Genomic DNA, 17,741 nt, shown 5'->3' on the forward strand with positions numbered 1-17,741 from the left:
GTAAAAATTTTATTATTTTTGTAATAAAACCAAGATAAAACATAGAATATGCAGACAACGCCTTACAAACCTCAAAATCATATTCGTATTGTTACGGCTGCTTCGCTATTTGATGGACATGATGCTGCTATCAATATTATGCGAAGAATTATTCAGGCATCAGGAGCCGAAGTAATCCATCTCGGACATAATCGTTCCGTTGCCGAAATTGTAGATTGTGCAATACAAGAAGATGCCCAAGCCATAGCCATTACAAGCTATCAAGGTGGACATACAGAATATTTTAAATATGCTTATGATTTATTGAAGGAAAAAGGAGCAGGGCATATCAAAATATTTGGAGGAGGAGGTGGAACAATTCTTCCTTCAGAAATAGAAGAATTACATACTTATGGAATAACAAGAATTTATCATCCAGATGATGGCAGAGCCATGGGATTACAAGGAATGATAAATGATTTGCTTGAAAAATGCGATTTTGCAACTTATAATAATCAGAAAACTGTAAATCCTGACTCTACTCAAGCAGAGGCTATTTCCGAAATACATTCTTTATTGGCTCAAGCAAAACTAAAAAGTCATTTGGCAATAGGCAGACTGATTTCTATTGCAGAAAACTTCCCTGAAGTTTATCAAACTATCAAAGATGAAATCGTAGGTATAAAAACTAAAATACCTGTTTTGGGTATTACAGGAACAGGAGGAGCAGGGAAATCATCCATGATTGATGAAATTGTAAGAAGATTTATTTTAGATTTTGAAGAAAAAAATATAGCTGTTATCTCCGTTGACCCTTCCAAACGCAAAACAGGTGGAGCTTTGCTGGGTGACCGTATCCGAATGAATGCTATACACAGCAATCGTGTATATATGCGTAGTTTAGCGACTCGTCAAAGCAACTTGGCTCTGAGCAAATATGTACAAGATGCTATTGATATTTGTAAATTTGCAGGTTTTGATATGTTGATTGTTGAAACTTCTGGTATTGGACAATCAGATACTGAAATTGTAGAACATTCAGATATATGTATGTATGTGATGACTTCTGAATATGGAGCAGCAACTCAACTTGAAAAAATTGATATGCTCGATTTTGCAGACATCATTGCAATCAATAAATTTGATAAAAGAGGCTCTTTGGATGCATTGCGTGATGTTCGTAAACAATATAAACGCAACAAAAACCTTTGGGAAACACCTGATGAAGAATTACCTATCTTTGGAACAATAGCCAGTCAGTTCAACGACCCCGGCACAAACGTTCTCTATCGAAATATCATGGATAAGATTGTAGCAAAAACAAATATAAATGCTCTTCAATCCGATTTTGAGATAACAGAAAAAATGTCGGAAAAAATCTACATCATTCCTCCTGAAAGAGTTCGTTATTTGTCCGAAATCTGTGAAAACAGTGAAAGCTATGATAAATTTGTAAAGGAACAAAGTGCCATTGCTCGCCAAATGTATCAACTCAAAGGTACAATTGACATGCTGAGAGCAGATATTGGTAAAAAAACTATTGAAATCAAGGAGCAATCTGAAAATTTGGTTCATGCAGTCGAACACGTTCAAGGTGAGCCAGAATATTTATCTGATTTGGTAAATAGATACAATCGTTTAGAAAAAAGTTTGGATGTTGAATGTAAAGCAATGCTTAAAGATTGGGACGCCACTAAAAAGCGTTACAAAGCAGAAAAATACCAATTCCAAGTTCGTGATAAAATTATAGAACAAGACTTGTATTATACATCTCTTTCAGGTACTAAAGTTCCTAAAGTAAGCTTACCTAGATACGAAGATTGGGGAGATATTTTACAATGGTTGCTTACTGAAAATGCACCAGGTTTCTTTCCTTATGCTTCAGGAGTGTTTCCTCTTAAACGAGAAGGTGAAGACCCAACTCGTATGTTCGCAGGTGAGGGTGGACCCGAAAGAACAAACAAACGTTTTCATTATGTATCAAAGGGACTTCCTGCCAAACGTTTATCAACAGCTTTTGATAGTGTAACACTTTATGGCGAAAATCCAGACCACAGACCTGATATTTATGGTAAAATTGGAAATTCAGGTGTAAATGTTGCTACACTGGATGATGCAAAAAAACTTTATTCAGGATTTAATCTTTGTGACCCTGCAACTTCTGTTTCCATGACCATCAATGGTCCTGCTCCCATGATTCTTGCATTCTTTATGAATGTAGCCATTGACCAACAATGTGAGTTATATATCAAGAAAAATGGTTTGGAGACTGAAATAAATGCTAAAATTGAAGAAATTTATAAGAAGAAAGGTTTACCAAGACCTCGCTACAATGCAGATAACTTACCAGAAGGCAATGATGGCTTAGGTTTGATGCTCTTAGGTGTAACAGGTGAGCAAGTATTGCCCAAAGATGTATATGACCAAATTAAAGCTTATACACTTTCGCAAGTTCGTGGAACAGTACAAGCTGATATTCTCAAAGAAGACCAAGCTCAAAATACTTGTATCTTCTCTACAGAGTTTGCCTTACGTATGATGGGCGATATTCAGCAGTATTTTATCAACAAAAAAGTAAGAAACTTTTATTCAGTTTCTATTTCTGGTTATCATATTGCTGAGGCTGGAGCAAATCCTATTACTCAATTAGCTCTGACGCTTTCTAATGGCTTCACATTTGTAGAATATTATTTGAGTAGAGGAATGCATATTGATGATTTTGCTCCTAATTTATCTTTCTTTTTCTCTAATGGTATGGACCCAGAATACTCTGTTTTGGGACGTGTTGCAAGACGTATTTGGTCGAAAGCAATGAGATACAAATATGGAGGAAATGACAGAAGTCAAAAATTAAAATACCATATTCAAACATCGGGACGTAGTTTGCATGCTCAAGAAATAGCGTTCAACGATATTAGAACGACACTACAAGCTCTTTATGCAATTTATGATAACTGTAATTCATTGCATACCAATGCTTATGATGAGGCAATTACAACGCCCACTGAAGAAAGTGTGAGAAGAGCAATGGCTATCCAACTCATTATCAATCATGAGTTGGGACTTGCTAAAAATGAAAATCCTCTACAAGGAGCATTTATTATCGAAGAGCTGACTGATCTGGTAGAACAAGCAGTACTAAATGAGTTCAAATCTATTTCAGAACGTGGTGGTGTATTAGGTGCTATGGAAAGAATGTATCAACGTAGTAAGGTACAAGAAGAAAGTATGCACTACGAAATGAAAAAGCATACAGGAGAGTTACCTATTATGGGAGTAAATACATTCTTAGACCCTAAAGGCTCTCCAACAGTTATACCCGCTGAAGTAATTAGAAGTACCACTGAAGAAAAAGAATTCCAAATTGCTCAACGAAATGCTTTCCATTCCCGAAATTCTGAAAATTCGGCTGTAATGCTTAAATATCTCCAGAAAATAGCCATTGAAAACGGAAATATTTTTGAAGCCTTGATGGAAACAGCTAAATATTGCAGTTTAGGACAAATGTCAAATGCCTTATACTTGGTAGGGGGACAATATAGAAGAAATATGTAAACTTAATAAACGTGAAAAAAGCCGAGCTTAGCTCGGCTTTTTAATTTCATAACAGTTGAAGAGGAATTACTTAGCAGGTTGGCAAAGATCAATTACTTTCAATACTGTTTCTTTAGCGAAATCAGCGTTCATGTAGTCAGCAGCTTTCCAATCAGCACCTTTCTTAGAAGATTTTTTCCAAAATTCTAAGTCCATTGCGGTAGTGATGTTCTTCTGGAAATGTTTCACTTGTGAGTTTAACACTTCGTTTAATTCTTCTACAGATTTCACTTGAGCTACACGAATCAAAGAATCGAACCAGTTAGAAGCAAGTGTTTCGTTAGCTTCTACAGCTTCTTTAACAAACTCAGGAGCGTTATCGAAACCTACAGTCTTCTTTACGTTAGTGAATGCGTCTTTCAAAGTGTTTTTCACTTTTACTAAGCTTTCTTGATTTTGTTCTGCCATTTTGTTTACTGTTTCAGTAGCAGCGTTTTTTGCAGTTGCCATAATAGTATATGTTAAGGGTTATACAATGTTTTTCTAAATTGTTGATACAAAATTACGATTAGCTCTTAAGTCCTGCAAACATTCACTAAGAAATTTTGCACTTTTTTCTTTTTTTTTAACAAAAATTGATTTTTTTTGATTTTAAAATATAATTATTTCAAGATATTCCAAATTTTATTCTGCATGCATACATATTATTTAAAAGCTGTGTTAAATTATAGATAAAAATAAAAGAGTTCCTCTTTAAGAAAGAACTCTTTTATTAATTTTAAAATAATACTAACTTATTGAACAGTAGCATTAAATGTAATATTGAAATCTTGTTCGCCACCAATATTAGAGCTATAAACCCAAGGGCTACTAGATACATTCAAAGTTTTATTAGGTTCATGAGCCAAAATAACTTGTAATGTACCACCACCATTATTATTGATAGTTGTTACACGACTTGAAAGCCCAACAGGCTGATTTTTAGAATCTTTGTCTAAATACTCAAAAGAAGCAAATAATGTAGTTTGTGAAAAACCAAAATAAATTTGGTGTTCATCCTTTTCTTCAGCTATTTCAGCTGTAATATCTTCATTACCTTCACCTGTAACAGTTACAGAAACATTGTAAGAAGTATTCTTTTTTAATGTACCATTTGTTACAACAGGAGCATTACCCCCTACGCCATCAGTATCTTCGTATGTAAACGTAACAACTTCAGAGCTATTAGTGGTATTTGTAAAGTTTACAGTAACTTTTGTAATAACTTCTTGTTCATTTACAGGTTCTGGATCATCTTTTTTACAAGCTCCTAAAAATAATGTACCTGCTAATAAAAACATGGTTAATCTGTTAAAAGGTTTCATTCTCATACGATTAAAATTTAATTAAGATTTAAAATTTATAGTTTAATTGAAAAATATAGTTTCTACCTAGATCATTGGCATAGTAACGCCAACGATTCAGATAATCTCGATAGATAAGATTTGTAGCATTTTCTACTTTACCAGAAAATGTAAAGTTTTTATAAGAAGCCTGCACTCCTAACCCTAACAAGGTATAGCCCTTAGGAGCTTCCATAAAATCAAAATTACCTCCTGCCAAAATAGTAGCTTGTTCTTCGTTAGTAATATTTTCAAAGATCGTTGGAGATATAACTCTTGGAGCATTTGATTGTTTTGAAACATGCAACAAAGTTGCAAAAAAATCTATATTTTCTAAACTTTTCCACTTTTTTTGTTCAAAAAATAATTTATTTTCCCAACGTAAAGGGGGCATATTGATGAGTCCTTCTTTGGTTTGTTGAATTTGAGCTTGTAAATAAGCGAATTTGCTTTGCCATCCCCATTTGCCTAGTTTATAGATACTTGTTAAATCAATACCTCGCATACTAATATTATCCTGTATATAATTAAATACAGGAAATGTCCCTCTTATTGTTAATCTAATATCTGTGGGGGTGAGATAAATAAAATTATTGATAATATTATAATAAGGCTGGATATCTAGAGTCCAGTTTTTTTGCTTATAAGAAAAAGATGCTACCCATTTATAAGATTGCTCTATGGAGAAATTCTTTTGGGGATTTAGAAATCCATTTTCAAATAATAACCCTTCCTGAATATTGCCAATACCCAAATGTAAGCCTTGACTAAACAATTCGGCTGTATGTGGAGGTCTGAAAGTAGCTCCAATATTAGTTTTAAATGTAAATGAATCATTAGGAAAGTAACTATACCCAATTGTGCCAGTGATAAAATTAAATTGATAATTGGGTTCGATATAAGTTCGATTTTGAATAAATGTTCGAACTTGTGTATGACGATAATCGTATCTAAGTCCCCACTCCAAATCGTATTTGGGTTTTATAAAACGTTCAACCCAAAAAATACCTTGAGTAATGTTTGTAAAATTGGGAAGTAATGGTACAATGCCTGTTTCAGGGATGTTATAATTGGTCTGATACAATGTATTAATACCAAAACTACCTCTAAAATCTCGCCAAGCATGATGTTCCAAAACAGCTTCTAAATTATGGCTTTGTAAAGATAAAGACAAAGCTGGCATACTTGAACGCCCAGCTCTTCGTATATCATATTCCTTACGAGAATTATCCTGAAAAGCATATTGCAAGGAAAGTGTTCCTACATGGTTTAATTTTATTTCAGCATTTATTTTGCCTAAATAATGGATAATTCGCTGGCGAGGGTTATTAATATCATAAGTAAAAGGAGCAATATACCAAGGTTGTGGACGACTAATAGATAATGCCAAATCGTTAATATTACCAGTATGTGAAGCCCTCAGAATACCTATTTCAGAATCGAAACGACTAAGATAGCCTTGTATATTCCAATTTTCTTTTGTATAACCTATTGTGCCAGAAAAATTTAACTCTTGTATGCCTGTATTGGAGAGTACATAATTAGGTGTATGGAAATCACCTCCTTTTTTTGCAGAAGTTTGAAAGTTCCATGCCCAACCTTTACTAAATGCTTTTTGCATCTGAAATGCTATATTTCCCATTCTACTGTTGCTGTGTCCTATTAAGTATGCCTTTCCTGAAAATTTTGAAGAGGTTGTCAAAGGTTTAGGATTTAATATAACAACACCACCCATTGCATCAGAACCATAACGTACACCAGCAGCTCCTTTGATAACAGCTACTTGTTCTGCTGAAAATGGGTCTATTTCAGGAGCATGTTCTTCGCCCCATTGTTGCCCTTCTTGCCTTACTCCATTATTTAAAATGAGAACACGCTGACTATGTAAACCATGAATCATGGGCTTAGAAATACCAGCTCCTGTGCTGAGCGAATTAACACCAGCAATATTTTTGAGCATATCTCCAAGTGTTTTTCCTCTGGAAGCCTCTAATTCAGCATTGCTGAGATATTGTTGTGTCTGAGAGCTAATTGGAGCATCTTTTCTTTGAAGAATCTCAATGCTTTCCAATGTTTCTTTGTGAGTTTCTAAAAAAATATCTTGGTGAAAGTGAAGCGATTTTGCTGTAACTTTTGCAGTTATCCAGAGTGTATCAAAATCTTCTCTAAAAACTCTCATTAAATAAGAGCCTTCACAAATGCCTTCAAATAAAAATTCGCCTTGTTCATTACTTATGGCTTCTAAACTAACGGAAGGAATCTGGGCTACTACGTTTGTTAAAGATACTTTGCCTTTCTTTTTATAAACATGCCCATGTATTGAACCTACACACTGTCCTAAAAGGATATTAATATTCATCAATAAAAGCAACCCAACAAAAACTAAATTCTTCATATTCTAAAATTAGGTTTGCAATTTACAAAAGTGCAACTTTGTTGCAAAGTAAAAACGAATAATTTATTCATGAACTATAAGAATCCTAAAAACTTTTTATAGTTTTGGGCAGTTTTTACCTAAACATTTAAACTAATTCTTAAAAATTATGTACGATATTCTTTTGATAGTTCATTCGTGGACACGCTGGTTTATATTGATTTTTGCTGTTTTAGCAATTTTTAAAGCTTTTTCAGGCTGGATGGGGCAAAAACCTTTCACCAAACAAGATAATATTTTGGGTGCTTCATTTGTTGGATTTATACACTTACAGACTCTATTAGGGGGGCTTTTATACTTTGCATTTAGTCCTATGGGTTTACAAGCTATTCAGAGCATGGGAATGAAAGCTGTAATGCAAAGTGCAGGAACTCGCTATTGGGCTGTTGAACATATAACAGTAATGATATTAGCTGTTATAGTTGCTCAAACAGGAAGAAGTTTATCTAAAAAAGCTACTACTGATTTAGCAAAACACAAAAAATCTGCAATTTTTTATACGATTGCCTTGTTATTAATTCTAAGTCGCATTCCTTGGGATAGTGTACGTTTATTCAGATACTAACAAGCATTTTATGAACGCTTTAATGTTTCTTGTGATATTTTTGGTAGTGCTTACTCTAATAGGAGTAGGCATTTATCTTTATTTATATCAATTTCTTTTCAAGAAGCCAAAAAATAACCCCAACGCATTTCTTCAACAGTCCAAAACAAAGAAAAGAATAGTTTTTGCAGGTGATAGCTTAACCTGCGGGAATATGAGTGCTAATTATACCGAAATTGTTGAAAATGCATTAGGGCGTCAATATGAATACATCAATGCTGGTATCAATGCAGATTTGAGTTACAATTTGTTGAGCAGATTGGAAGAAATCATAGCCTGTAATCCTGATTATATCACCATTTTAATAGGAACCAATGATGCAAATGCTACTCTGAGTAAAAGAAATAAAGAAATTTACCAAAAGCTTAAAAATTTACCCCATCCACCATCTATTTTTGAGTATGAAGAAAATCTGCAAAACATTGTCTTACAACTCCAACTCCATACTCAAGCTAAAATAGCTTTTGTTTCCATGCCTGTTTTGGGAGAAGATTTACGAGATAAAAAACATCAACACTTACAAGAATATATCATGGTGTTGAAACGAGTAGCTGAAAAAAATCAAATAAATTATTTACCTTTTTATGAACTGCATAAAGAATATTTAGAAAAAAGGACATCAAAGCCTAAAAAAAACAAAGACGAACATAAACTAATTGAAATGGCTATGTTACAGCGTTATATATTTGGAAGAAGTTGGAATGCCATTAGCAAAACACATGGTTTTTTAACATTAACAGATTACATTCATCTTAACGATTGGGGAGCAAATAACATAGCTCAGTTAATAGGAAACTGGATAAAATCTAAACAAAAAGATTAATGAATTTTAATTTTATTATTAACATGGTCACCATGCCATCTATCAACCAATAAGTCTTCAATTTTGCCACCAGGTGGTAAGTCAATAATAGGAAAATCATTCCCACCTCCAATACCTCCATCATCATCAGAGTCTGGGGGAAAAGAGTTATTTTTAAAATTACGCAACATGAGGATAGCTACAATTGTGAAAATTGCAGTGAAAAAGAATAAGTAAACAAATAACCCCAACATAGCTTTCACTCTTTTTTGAATAAAGTTGCAAAAATTTTGCCAAAAAAACAAAAAATAGTAAATTAAAAGCTTAACTATTTTATTTAGTTCGATTGGCTTTTCTTATACGCATAGCAACCATTTTGATGTACTGCTCAATCAGTTCAGGATTATAAGGCTTATTTAAAAAGCCTAAGTTTTCAACTTGTGAAGCTCTTTCCATAATCAGACTATCTTCATTAGCAGAAACAAAAATAATATAAGTATTTGGAGATTTAATCTTAATTTCTTTACCAGCCTGAATACCATCTACATTGGTGAGCAAATTGATATCTAAAAATGCAATTTGAGGTTGGTGTTCTTCTGCAAGAGCAATAGCTTGTTCACCTGTTTGAGTAACCATAACATCCTCAAACCCCATATTTTTAAGATGAAACTTAAAAAGATTTTGCAAAATAATTTCATCATCTACTAATAGAATTTTCATAAGAGTTGTTTGTACTTGAAATTTGCATGTTATTATTTTTTGTTTGAGATGGTGTAGCTAAAGGTAAAGTGAATTTTGCAATAGTGCCTTTACCCAATGTACTTTCTATATAAAAATTTCCACCACTTTCCTGAATAGAGTCTCGACACAAGACGAGTCCCAATCCAATGCCTTTTTCTAATTGTGTTCCTTTAGTGGTCAGACTTATTCCATTTTGTATTTTTTTCAAATCTTCAGGAGAAATACCTACTCCCATGTCTATAACAGAAACCTCACAGAATTTATCCACTCGAACTACTTTTACCCAAATTTTTCCACCAATTTTGGTAAATTTAATAGCATTAGTTAATAAGTTTCTTAAAGCTATCTCAAAAACATTTTTATCAGCATTGATAATTAAATTATCTGAAATATCCATCTCAATGGATATTTTTTTGTTATTAGAAAACCAACCAACTTCAAAAATAGTTTCAACAACTATTTCTTTTACATAATGATTTTCTATTTTCAACTTTTGTCCTTCAAGTTGTGATTTTGCCCAAAGTAATAAATTATCCATTAAATCGGATGTGTATTCTGTATTTTTAGATAGTTCTTCAGTAATAGTATCTAAATCCTTTTTATCAAGATTCTGATTTCGTATTAAATAAACGAAACCCTTTAGGCTACTCATATAGCCTCTTAAGTCATGAGATACCACAGAAAAAACCTTGCTTTTAAAATTATTTACATATTCTAAATTTTTAATATATTTTTTTCTAAGATTAAAATAAGTAAACATGTAAATACCTCCTATAATACTGATGAATGCAATCATAGAAGTGGTAAAAATAATAACTCTTTGGTTAAAAAGCTCTTTTTCTTTGCTTTTTGCTTGTTGCCTAAGCAAGTTATTTTCTACTTCTTGCTCTTTAAATTTATAGAATCCTTCTATTTCAGAAATTTTACCTCTATTGAAAATAGTATTTAAACTGTCAGTAATTTCTTGATATTTTTTTTGATAGATGAATGCTTTAGGATAATCTTGAATGTTTTCAAAAGCTTGTACGTATGTATTATAAAGTTTTTTTTGGTATTCTAAATAAGCAATTTGATTGGTTCTATAAATTTTTGTTTCATGTTGTTTTAAGTATGCTTCACCCAAACTAAGCATTTTAAGAGCTTCTTGTACTTTTTGTTGTTTATAGTTTACAATAGCCAGTTTTGTATAAGCAGCCACTACAATACCATGTTCTCCAAATTTAAAACCAGATTCCAAGTAATTATTAAGATACGTTTTGGCTTGTTCATACTTATTTTGCTCAATAAAAATTTCTGCCATATTGCCTTGTGGAATTCCTATCCAAACAGAGTCTTTTATTTCTTTAGCCATATCTATAGCTAAAGAAAAATGTTTTAAAGCATTGTTGTAATCTTTTAAAGCTTTATAGGCTAAACCTACATCATTTTTCAGACCTATGACTGTTCTAATTTTGGGTAATAATTTCTCACTTGTATTCAGACCAGCAGACCAATGCTTTAGAGCCATTGCATAATTCTTAGTTTGGTAAAAAATTAAACCAATATTTTTTTGTAGGTTTATCCAAGCGAATCCATTTAAACGAGAATATTTATTGTATAACTCTTCCGCTTCTAAAATTTCTTTCAAAGCCAAATCGTTTTTACCTTGTTTCAATAAAATGAGGTGATTAATTTCATGAACTACATAAGCATATTGATAGCAATTTTGTTGCTTGATAAATAACTTTGTATCTTCTAAATAATCTATATTAGATTTAAAATTAGCACTATTAAATTTGCCTAATGCCATTCTTGAAGCAATAAATGCCTCAAAACAAGGCTCTTTTGATGAACGAATCAATTGAAAAGCTTTCTCTCTTAAAGATGCTTGTTGAGAAGCATTTTCATTAGAGCATTCTTTTGCCTTTAATATTAGAATGATAGCAGAAGTGATTTTTAAATTTTCGTCTGTGCCTATTAAATTTTCTAATTGTTCTAAATAATCACATTTTTGGGAAGTAAAACCTAAAGATTGCTCTATAAGATGATGTTGTAATACGTAATCATTGGTAGATTTTAGATTTTGATATATATTCTCTGCACTATATACTTGAGTATATCCTTTTGCATAAAGTAGCATTAAAAATACCAAAGCAATCAAAAATCTTATCATTTTAATTAAGTTATTTTGTAATAAATATATGCATTAAATAAAAAGTATTAAACTAAACTCAACAAATATTTTCATATTTTAAGTTTGGAAAAATCTTATATTTAATCGAGAAAAACTAATGTTTCACCGTCTTTTAAAAGACTATTAAAAATATATATATAAATTTGTGTTAAATAGCAAAAAATAATTAATTCTATGAGCATTGATTTCACTCCCAATATTTTATATATCGATGATGAAGAGTCCAATTTAAGGATATTCAAGATTAACTTTAAAAGACACTATAATGTTTTTGTTACTACTGAGATTAAGGAAGCAAGAGAAATATTAGAAAAAAATAATATTCACCTGATCATTACAGACCAAAAAATGCCTGAAATGACAGGCACAGAGTTTTTAAAGTCTGTATTACCATATTATCCAGATGTAATACGGATTGTCTTAACAGGGTTCTCCGATATTCAAGATTTAATACAAGCTGTTAATGAATGCTCTATTCATCAGTATATGACAAAACCTTATGATAATGGGGAGATGAAATTGACATTGGATAAAGCTCTTGAATCCTTTAAATTACAAAACGATAATAAAGATTTAGTAAAGCAACTTCAAAAGGCAAATGAGGAGTTGGAAGCTAAAGTAATAGAAAGAACTAATCAATTAATGCTGACCAATATACGAATTACAGATAGTATTAGGTATGCTCGTAAGATACAAAGAAGTATTCTTTCAACAGAACAAGATTTCTCTAAATATTTTCAAGATAATTTTTCTTTATATCAACCTAAAGATATAGTGGGAGGAGATTTTTACGCATCTTTCGATAAAGATGATAGAATTATTGTTGCAGCAGGAGATTGTACAGGACATGGTGTGCCTGGTGCTTTGATGAGTATTTTAGGAAGTTCTTTGTTACATTCTATTATTGATTATAAAGATGAGTATTCAACAGATAATATTTTAAATTCTTTACGCTCAGGGGTTATAAGAACTCTCAAGCAAGATGATAATGATAACAAAGATGGCATGGAAATAGGAATTATTGCCTATCATCCAAATAGTCAAATATTAGAGTTTACTTCATCAAGGTTAAATCTTCTTTATTTTTATAATGGTGAAATGTTTGAGTTGAAAGGAGATAGAAGAAGCATAGGTGGTGCTGATGATACAGACCATGTTTTTGCAAAGCAAGAGATTAAGGTTGAACCAAATACTTATTTTTATATGTTTTCAGATGGGTTACAAGACCAGTTTGGTGGAGCTGAAAAAAAGAGACTAGGTTCAAGGAAATTAAAGGAAATACTTTTTCAAATTCATCAAAAACCTTTTCATGAACAAAAAGATTTTTTAGAAAATTTTATCAAAGATTGGATAGCTGATGACCATCAAATAGATGATATTATGGTTCTTGGATTTAAAGTATAAAAAAAGGTTTTCAGATGAAAACCTTTTTTTATTTTGATAGTTAAGTATTTATTTACTTTTAACTCCCAAAATTATGAACATTATCGCTCAAAATGAGGTATTATTTGATGATCAATACCTCACACTCTATTATGACCCAGCCATTTCTTGTATTGTAAAAGAATGGAAACAAGCTGTCCCAGAAAATAAGTTTAGAGAGTTGATTATTCACCTTTTAATGAAAATAGTTCAGACTCGAACTAAATACAAAAATCCAGTAAACTTAATAGCTGACTGCAGAAAATTGGGAGGAGATACATTTACCCAAGAAGTGATAGATTGGCTAAATGCTGAAGTCCATAAGTTATATGCGATGAATAAAATCAGTAAAAAAGCTTTTGTTGCCTCTAAAGATATTACAGCCAATCTTTCTATCGTGAATTATATTAGTTCTAGTAATACCATTGAAAACTTCACAATGACTATTTTTGATGATATAGAAGAAGCTAAAAGTTGGGCTAAAGTATAAAATTAGATAAACAATAAAATATATGGAACAAAAACAAGCTATGAGTGAAAGGGAAGTACTGTATGATGATGAATACCTTACACTCTATTATGATTCGTCTATTTCTACTATTGTAAAAGAATGGAAACAAGCCGTTTCTGAAAATAAGTTTAGAAGTTTAATTATTGAATTGGTTATGAAAATCGTTCAAATAAGAATAAAATATAAGAAACCTATAAACTTAATAGCTGATTGTAGAAAATTAGATGGCAATACTTTTACACCACAAGTAATAGACTGGCTCAATACAGAAATTCATAAGCTCTATGCCATGAATAAAATCAGTAAAAAAGCTTTTGTTGCCTCTAAAGATATTACAGCCAATCTTTCCATTGTAAACTATATTAGCTCAAGCAATACCATTGCAGACTTTACAATGACTATTTTTGATGATATAGAAGAAGCTAAAAGTTGGATTAAAGCATAATAAAAAAAGTCTTCTAAAACTATTTTAGAAGACTTTTTTATCGGCCTACACATCCATTTCATCGAGCAAAAAAACAATTCTACCGAAAACCAAGCAGAATCTATTTAAAATAAATATATATTTGTTTTGTACTTAAATATCTATGCATATGAAAATAGTAGTTATAAAAAAATGGTGTGATGATAATATTACTCCATTAGCTTGGCAAAGAATAGTAATGAAAAATTTAGATGCCCTCAAAAATACAGGTTTAAACATTACTGAGCTTTCTAATCCTACTGATGCTATGGAACTTAATGATGTACTTGTTAGCTTGGTAAAAGAATCTATTAAAGAGGTTTATCAAATAGAGATACCTGTACATGCTCTATAAAAAATCATAATAATCTATTTTTGTCCAAATTTTGAAAAAATCTTATACAACAATCTTTGCAAAAGGTATTGGTGAAAACTATTATGGGTACTAGTTTTTATATGGTAAATAGTTTTAATTAATTAAAAAGTGTTGATAACTGAGAAGCTATAAAGCCTAATTCAAAACTATAACAAAAAAACATATCAATTACAGATTATCGACAGAACACTTTGCTCATTTTGAGCAGATACTCATTTATATGTTTAAAAACTTTTTAAAGAGTAGTCAGAATACTGAATTAAAAAATGCTTGAAAAGTTATATATCAAAATGTTTCAGAAGTAATGATAGAAGTTATTTTTATGAAGGACTAAATTATTAGAACTCTATAAAATTATAGGTAAAGACATTTTTATATGGCGATTTATTCAAAATATAAAAATGTATTTTGTTTTTTGTCAAAATTTAAAATCAATAGCAGTATGAAGTCAAAATTGTTAACACTTGTATGTATTTTTGTAGGGCATTTTATATATGCTCAGGACGCCAAACCCAAAGCTGTAGCTTGGAGTGGCCAATTTGTAGTAGCAACTAATGGAAACTCTTTATTTACAAATTTTGGAGGACCCAGTATCAAAGCAGAGTTTTCTAAAAAATCATCTCTTTCTCTTGGGATGTTACCTTCGCTCAGAATTAATTTAGAAGAAAAAGATAGTAATAAGATTGTTTCTCCTATTTTAGGAATAGGTTTGCAATTTCAATATAAAAAATTTATATTGGCAATGCCAGCTTATTACTTGCCAGGTCCTAAAAATTACTGGACATTAGCAGGTGGCATAGGAATCAAACTTTAAATAACATCATATAAAAGCACTAAAAAATGAAACGCTTTAAAACTACATACATTGTTGCTCTGCTCGTAATTGCAGTTTTCGTAATTATTGGAGAGTTGGCTGTTCAGCTAGGTTTGACAACTTTAGCAGATGATGCTCGTGTAATTAATATCTCTGGTAGACAAAGAATGTTGAGTCAAAGGATTACAAAGAGTGCTTTAATTATGGGGCAAACATCTAGTCTAGAGGTATTTCAGACTAGAAAGCGAGAATTAACAGAGGCCCTCAATAATTGGAAAAAATCTCATGAAGCTTTACAAAAAGGTGATGTAGTTTTGGGAATAAAAACCCCGCCTAATAGTCAAGAAATTCTTGGAAAATATGCTGAAGTACAACCTATATTTGACCAAATGAAGGAAGCAGCATCTAAGATATCTGTACTTGATTTCAATACATTAGATAGCATAGGTCGTGTAGAAATGAATGCTAATATTGAAATAATCTTAAATAACGAGGTTAAATTTTTACCTCTTATGGATGGTATTACAAACTTATATACACAAGATTCTAAAGGTAGGTCTAATACTGTAGGTTTAATTACATGGGGCGTAGGTATTACTATTGTAGGTATAATCGTTTTATTAGCTATCTTCTTTTTTGAGCCTGTAGTGAAGAAAATGAATGTATACTTAGAAGAAATTGGAAAACAGACTAAAAAACTAGAACAATCAGAATTAGAAATGCGTGAAATTGCTGAAAAGCAGTTGGAAGCTAATGAGCAATTGTTTTTAGCTCAAAGGCAGATGCAACAAAAAAATGTACAGTTGGAAACTTCTGATCAAGAAACAAAACGTCTATTAGAAGAGCAAGAAAAAGCTAATCAGAAGCTTGCTGTTGCTCAAAGAGAGCTTCAAAAGAACTTAGTTGAGCAAAATAGAGCTAACCAAAAACTTACAGAAGCTCAAAAAGAAATTGAACAATCTGAGAGGCAAATGAGAGCATTGGCAGAAGCTCAATTAGAAGCAAATGAACAATTGTTAGTAGCCCAAAAACAAATTCAAGAACAAACTCAAAAAATGAAACAAGCTTTTGTAATTGCTAAATCAGGAGCTTGGAGTATGGAATCGAATATAGATGGTACAGATGCGATGCTTACTTTTTCAGATGAGTATTATGCTCTTTTGGGTACAACAGCAGAAGAACAAGGTGGTTATAGAATGTCTATTCAGGCTTGGACAGAGAAGTTTTTAGTGCCTGAAGATGCTCCTGATGTTTTAGCTCAGTTTGTTGATGTCTTGAAAAATGAAGAATTTAACTTGGTAAGTGAGTTTAGGCTTAAAAAAGTGAATGGGGATATTATTAATTATCAAACGAACTTAAAAACTAAACATTATCCACTACAAGAGAAAATAAGAGGAGAGGGAATAGCTCAAGATATCACAGAACGTAAGCAACTTGAAGAAGAAAGAGAACAAAGAAATAAAGAGTTAAAAGAAGCATTTAAAATAGCGAAAATGGCTTCTTGGAGAATTGAGTCAGAAGGAACAGATACACCACTCGATAAAATTGTATGCTACTTCTCAGATGAATATTATGATCTTTTGGGAACAACAGCAACAGAACAAGGGGGATATAGGACTTCTTTTAAAGACTGGATTGAAAATTATCTACACCCTAAAAGTGTTCCCAATATTATGATTTCTATTGAACAAATGGCTTTTGTAACTGAAGCAGAGTCAGATATAGAATATCAATTAGTACGTACAAATGACAAGCAAATAGTTGATATACAAACAAGTATAGCACTCAAGACATTGCCAAATGGTAATAGAGTTATTACAGGTACAGCTCAGGATGTTACTGAACGTAAAAAAGCGGAATTAGAAAAACAATCTCGCCAAGAGAAAATACAAAGATATAATCAACTTTTAACAAAGCTTTCAGTAACTCCTTACGAAGAATATGGTTCTTTGGATAATGCTATGCAAGCTATTACAGAAGCTATTGCCAATGGATTGGAAATAGATAGAGCAAGCATTTGGGATTATACAGGTAGTAGCATTATTAGCCACAATTTATACGAAAAAAGTAAAGATAATCACTCTAAAGGTGTAGAATTATTTGATAAAGATTTTCCTGCATATTTTGATGCTGTGAAGAATGGGTTAGTAATTAATGCTTCAAATGCTCATACACATCCTAATACTGCTGAATTTTCCGATATTTATTTAACACCATTGGGAATTAATTCTATGTTAGATGTTCCTATTAGGGTTGGTGGTGAACTTGCAGGGGTAATTTGTTGTGAATATGTAGGTTCTGATTACAGAGATTGGACTTCAGAAGATGAAACTTTTGCTCGTGGTATAGCTGATATTGTTTCATTGACCATAGAAGCTGATAAACGCCAACAAGCACAAAAGGAACTTGCTGAAGCTCTTGATAATCAAAAAATTATTAATGAAAGCTTGACGCTTGCTCAAAAAGAACTATCTCGTCGTTCAGAAGAGCTGGAACGTTCAGAAAA

13 protein-coding genes and 1 pseudogene are annotated in these 17,741 nt (G+C 31.8%); 8 read left to right on the forward strand and 6 right to left on the reverse strand.

The features are described 5' to 3' along the window. Nucleotides 1-48 precede the first annotated feature (48 nt). Nucleotides 49-3,534: a methylmalonyl-CoA mutase gene (locus AD998_01535; protein KOY85000.1), complete on the forward strand. Its 3,486-nt coding sequence runs from the start codon at nt 49-51 to the stop codon at nt 3,532-3,534. A gap of 66 nt (nt 3,535-3,600) precedes the next feature. On the opposite strand, the gene AD998_01540 is transcribed toward AD998_01535, so the two are convergent. From AD998_01540 to AD998_01550, 3 genes are all read right to left on the reverse strand, one after another. Next, a complete protein-coding gene (locus tag AD998_01540) occupies nt 3,601-4,023 on the reverse strand; it encodes a hypothetical protein (GenBank protein KOY85001.1) in 423 nt (140 codons plus the stop codon). A gap of 284 nt (nt 4,024-4,307) precedes the next feature. Next, nucleotides 4,308-4,877, reverse strand: coding sequence for a hypothetical protein (locus AD998_01545; protein KOY88011.1), 570 nt, complete (start codon nt 4,875-4,877; stop codon nt 4,308-4,310). Nucleotides 4,878-4,905: 28 nt separating this feature from the next. Continuing rightward, complete coding sequence (locus tag AD998_01550; protein KOY85002.1) at nt 4,906-7,290, reverse strand: hypothetical protein; 2,385 nt, start codon at nt 7,288-7,290, stop codon at nt 4,906-4,908. A gap of 148 nt (nt 7,291-7,438) precedes the next feature. Here AD998_01550 and AD998_01555 point away from each other — a divergent pair, with 148 nt between their 5' ends. Together AD998_01555 and AD998_01560 are read left to right on the forward strand one after the other, a co-directional pair. Continuing rightward, nucleotides 7,439-7,894 carry a hypothetical protein gene (locus AD998_01555; protein KOY85003.1) on the forward strand — a complete coding sequence of 152 codons (456 nt, stop codon included), beginning with the start codon at nt 7,439-7,441 and terminating at the stop codon, nt 7,892-7,894. Nucleotides 7,895-7,916: 22 nt separating this feature from the next. After that, complete coding sequence (locus tag AD998_01560; protein KOY85004.1) at nt 7,917-8,756, forward strand: hypothetical protein; 840 nt, start codon at nt 7,917-7,919, stop codon at nt 8,754-8,756. On the opposite strand, the gene AD998_01565 is transcribed toward AD998_01560, so the two are convergent. The 3 genes from AD998_01565 to AD998_01575 form a co-directional block, all read right to left on the reverse strand. Then, on the reverse strand, nt 8,753-8,989 hold the full coding sequence (locus AD998_01565; GenBank protein KOY85005.1) for a hypothetical protein: 237 nt from the start codon (nt 8,987-8,989) through the stop codon (nt 8,753-8,755). The genes AD998_01560 and AD998_01565 overlap by 4 nt on opposite strands. A gap of 79 nt (nt 8,990-9,068) precedes the next feature. Beyond that, on the reverse strand, nt 9,069-9,455 hold the full coding sequence (locus AD998_01570; GenBank protein ID KOY85006.1) for a hypothetical protein: 387 nt from the start codon (nt 9,453-9,455) through the stop codon (nt 9,069-9,071). After that, nucleotides 9,433-11,628: a hypothetical protein gene (locus tag AD998_01575; GenBank protein ID KOY85007.1), complete on the reverse strand. Its 2,196-nt coding sequence runs from the start codon at nt 11,626-11,628 to the stop codon at nt 9,433-9,435. The genes AD998_01570 and AD998_01575 overlap by 23 nt, the downstream gene beginning before the upstream one ends. 195 nt (nt 11,629-11,823) lie before the next feature. Between AD998_01575 and AD998_01580 the strand changes: the two genes are divergently transcribed. The 5 genes and pseudogenes from AD998_01580 to AD998_01600 all read left to right on the forward strand — a co-directional run bounded on the left by AD998_01580 (nt 11,824) and on the right by AD998_01600 (nt 15,235). Continuing rightward, nucleotides 11,824-13,053, forward strand: a complete 1,230-nt coding sequence (locus AD998_01580; GenBank protein KOY85008.1) for a hypothetical protein — start codon at nt 11,824-11,826, stop codon at nt 13,051-13,053. A gap of 73 nt (nt 13,054-13,126) precedes the next feature. Then, nucleotides 13,127-13,561, forward strand: coding sequence for a hypothetical protein (locus tag AD998_01585; GenBank protein KOY85009.1), 435 nt, complete (start codon nt 13,127-13,129; stop codon nt 13,559-13,561). Nucleotides 13,562-13,583: 22 nt separating this feature from the next. After that, the gene (locus AD998_01590; protein ID KOY85010.1) at nt 13,584-14,027 is read left to right on the forward strand and encodes a hypothetical protein; all 444 of its coding nucleotides are present in this window, start codon (nt 13,584-13,586) and stop codon (nt 14,025-14,027) included. A gap of 142 nt (nt 14,028-14,169) precedes the next feature. Then, nucleotides 14,170-14,400, forward strand: coding sequence for a hypothetical protein (locus tag AD998_01595; GenBank protein KOY85011.1), 231 nt, complete (start codon nt 14,170-14,172; stop codon nt 14,398-14,400). Nucleotides 14,401-14,989: 589 nt separating this feature from the next. After that, nucleotides 14,990-15,235, forward strand: a pseudogene (locus AD998_01600) (hypothetical protein). Nucleotides 15,236-17,741: the final 2,506 nt, after the last annotated feature.

The organism is bacterium 336/3 (assembly GCA_001281695.1).
Lineage (GTDB): Bacteria > Bacteroidota > Bacteroidia > Cytophagales > Thermonemataceae > Raineya.

What these genes read in the sequence shown, in the direction of transcription:
- AD998_01535 (KOY85000.1), top strand. Translation starts at nt 49, where the DNA reads ATGCAGACAACGCCTTACAAACCTCAAAATCATATTCGTATTGTTACG.
- AD998_01540 (KOY85001.1), bottom strand. Translation starts at nt 4,023, where the DNA reads ATGGCAACTGCAAAAAACGCTGCTACTGAAACAGTAAACAAAATGGCA.
- AD998_01545 (KOY88011.1), bottom strand. Translation starts at nt 4,877, where the DNA reads ATGAAACCTTTTAACAGATTAACCATGTTTTTATTAGCAGGTACATTA.
- AD998_01550 (KOY85002.1), bottom strand. Translation starts at nt 7,290, where the DNA reads ATGAAGAATTTAGTTTTTGTTGGGTTGCTTTTATTGATGAATATTAAT.
- AD998_01555 (KOY85003.1), top strand. Translation starts at nt 7,439, where the DNA reads ATGTACGATATTCTTTTGATAGTTCATTCGTGGACACGCTGGTTTATA.
- AD998_01560 (KOY85004.1), top strand. Translation starts at nt 7,917, where the DNA reads ATGTTTCTTGTGATATTTTTGGTAGTGCTTACTCTAATAGGAGTAGGC.
- AD998_01565 (KOY85005.1), bottom strand. Translation starts at nt 8,989, where the DNA reads ATGTTGGGGTTATTTGTTTACTTATTCTTTTTCACTGCAATTTTCACA.
- AD998_01570 (KOY85006.1), bottom strand. Translation starts at nt 9,455, where the DNA reads ATGAAAATTCTATTAGTAGATGATGAAATTATTTTGCAAAATCTTTTT.
- AD998_01575 (KOY85007.1), bottom strand. Translation starts at nt 11,628, where the DNA reads ATGATAAGATTTTTGATTGCTTTGGTATTTTTAATGCTACTTTATGCA.
- AD998_01580 (KOY85008.1), top strand. Translation starts at nt 11,824, where the DNA reads ATGAGCATTGATTTCACTCCCAATATTTTATATATCGATGATGAAGAG.
- AD998_01585 (KOY85009.1), top strand. Translation starts at nt 13,127, where the DNA reads ATGAACATTATCGCTCAAAATGAGGTATTATTTGATGATCAATACCTC.
- AD998_01590 (KOY85010.1), top strand. Translation starts at nt 13,584, where the DNA reads ATGGAACAAAAACAAGCTATGAGTGAAAGGGAAGTACTGTATGATGAT.
- AD998_01595 (KOY85011.1), top strand. Translation starts at nt 14,170, where the DNA reads ATGCATATGAAAATAGTAGTTATAAAAAAATGGTGTGATGATAATATT.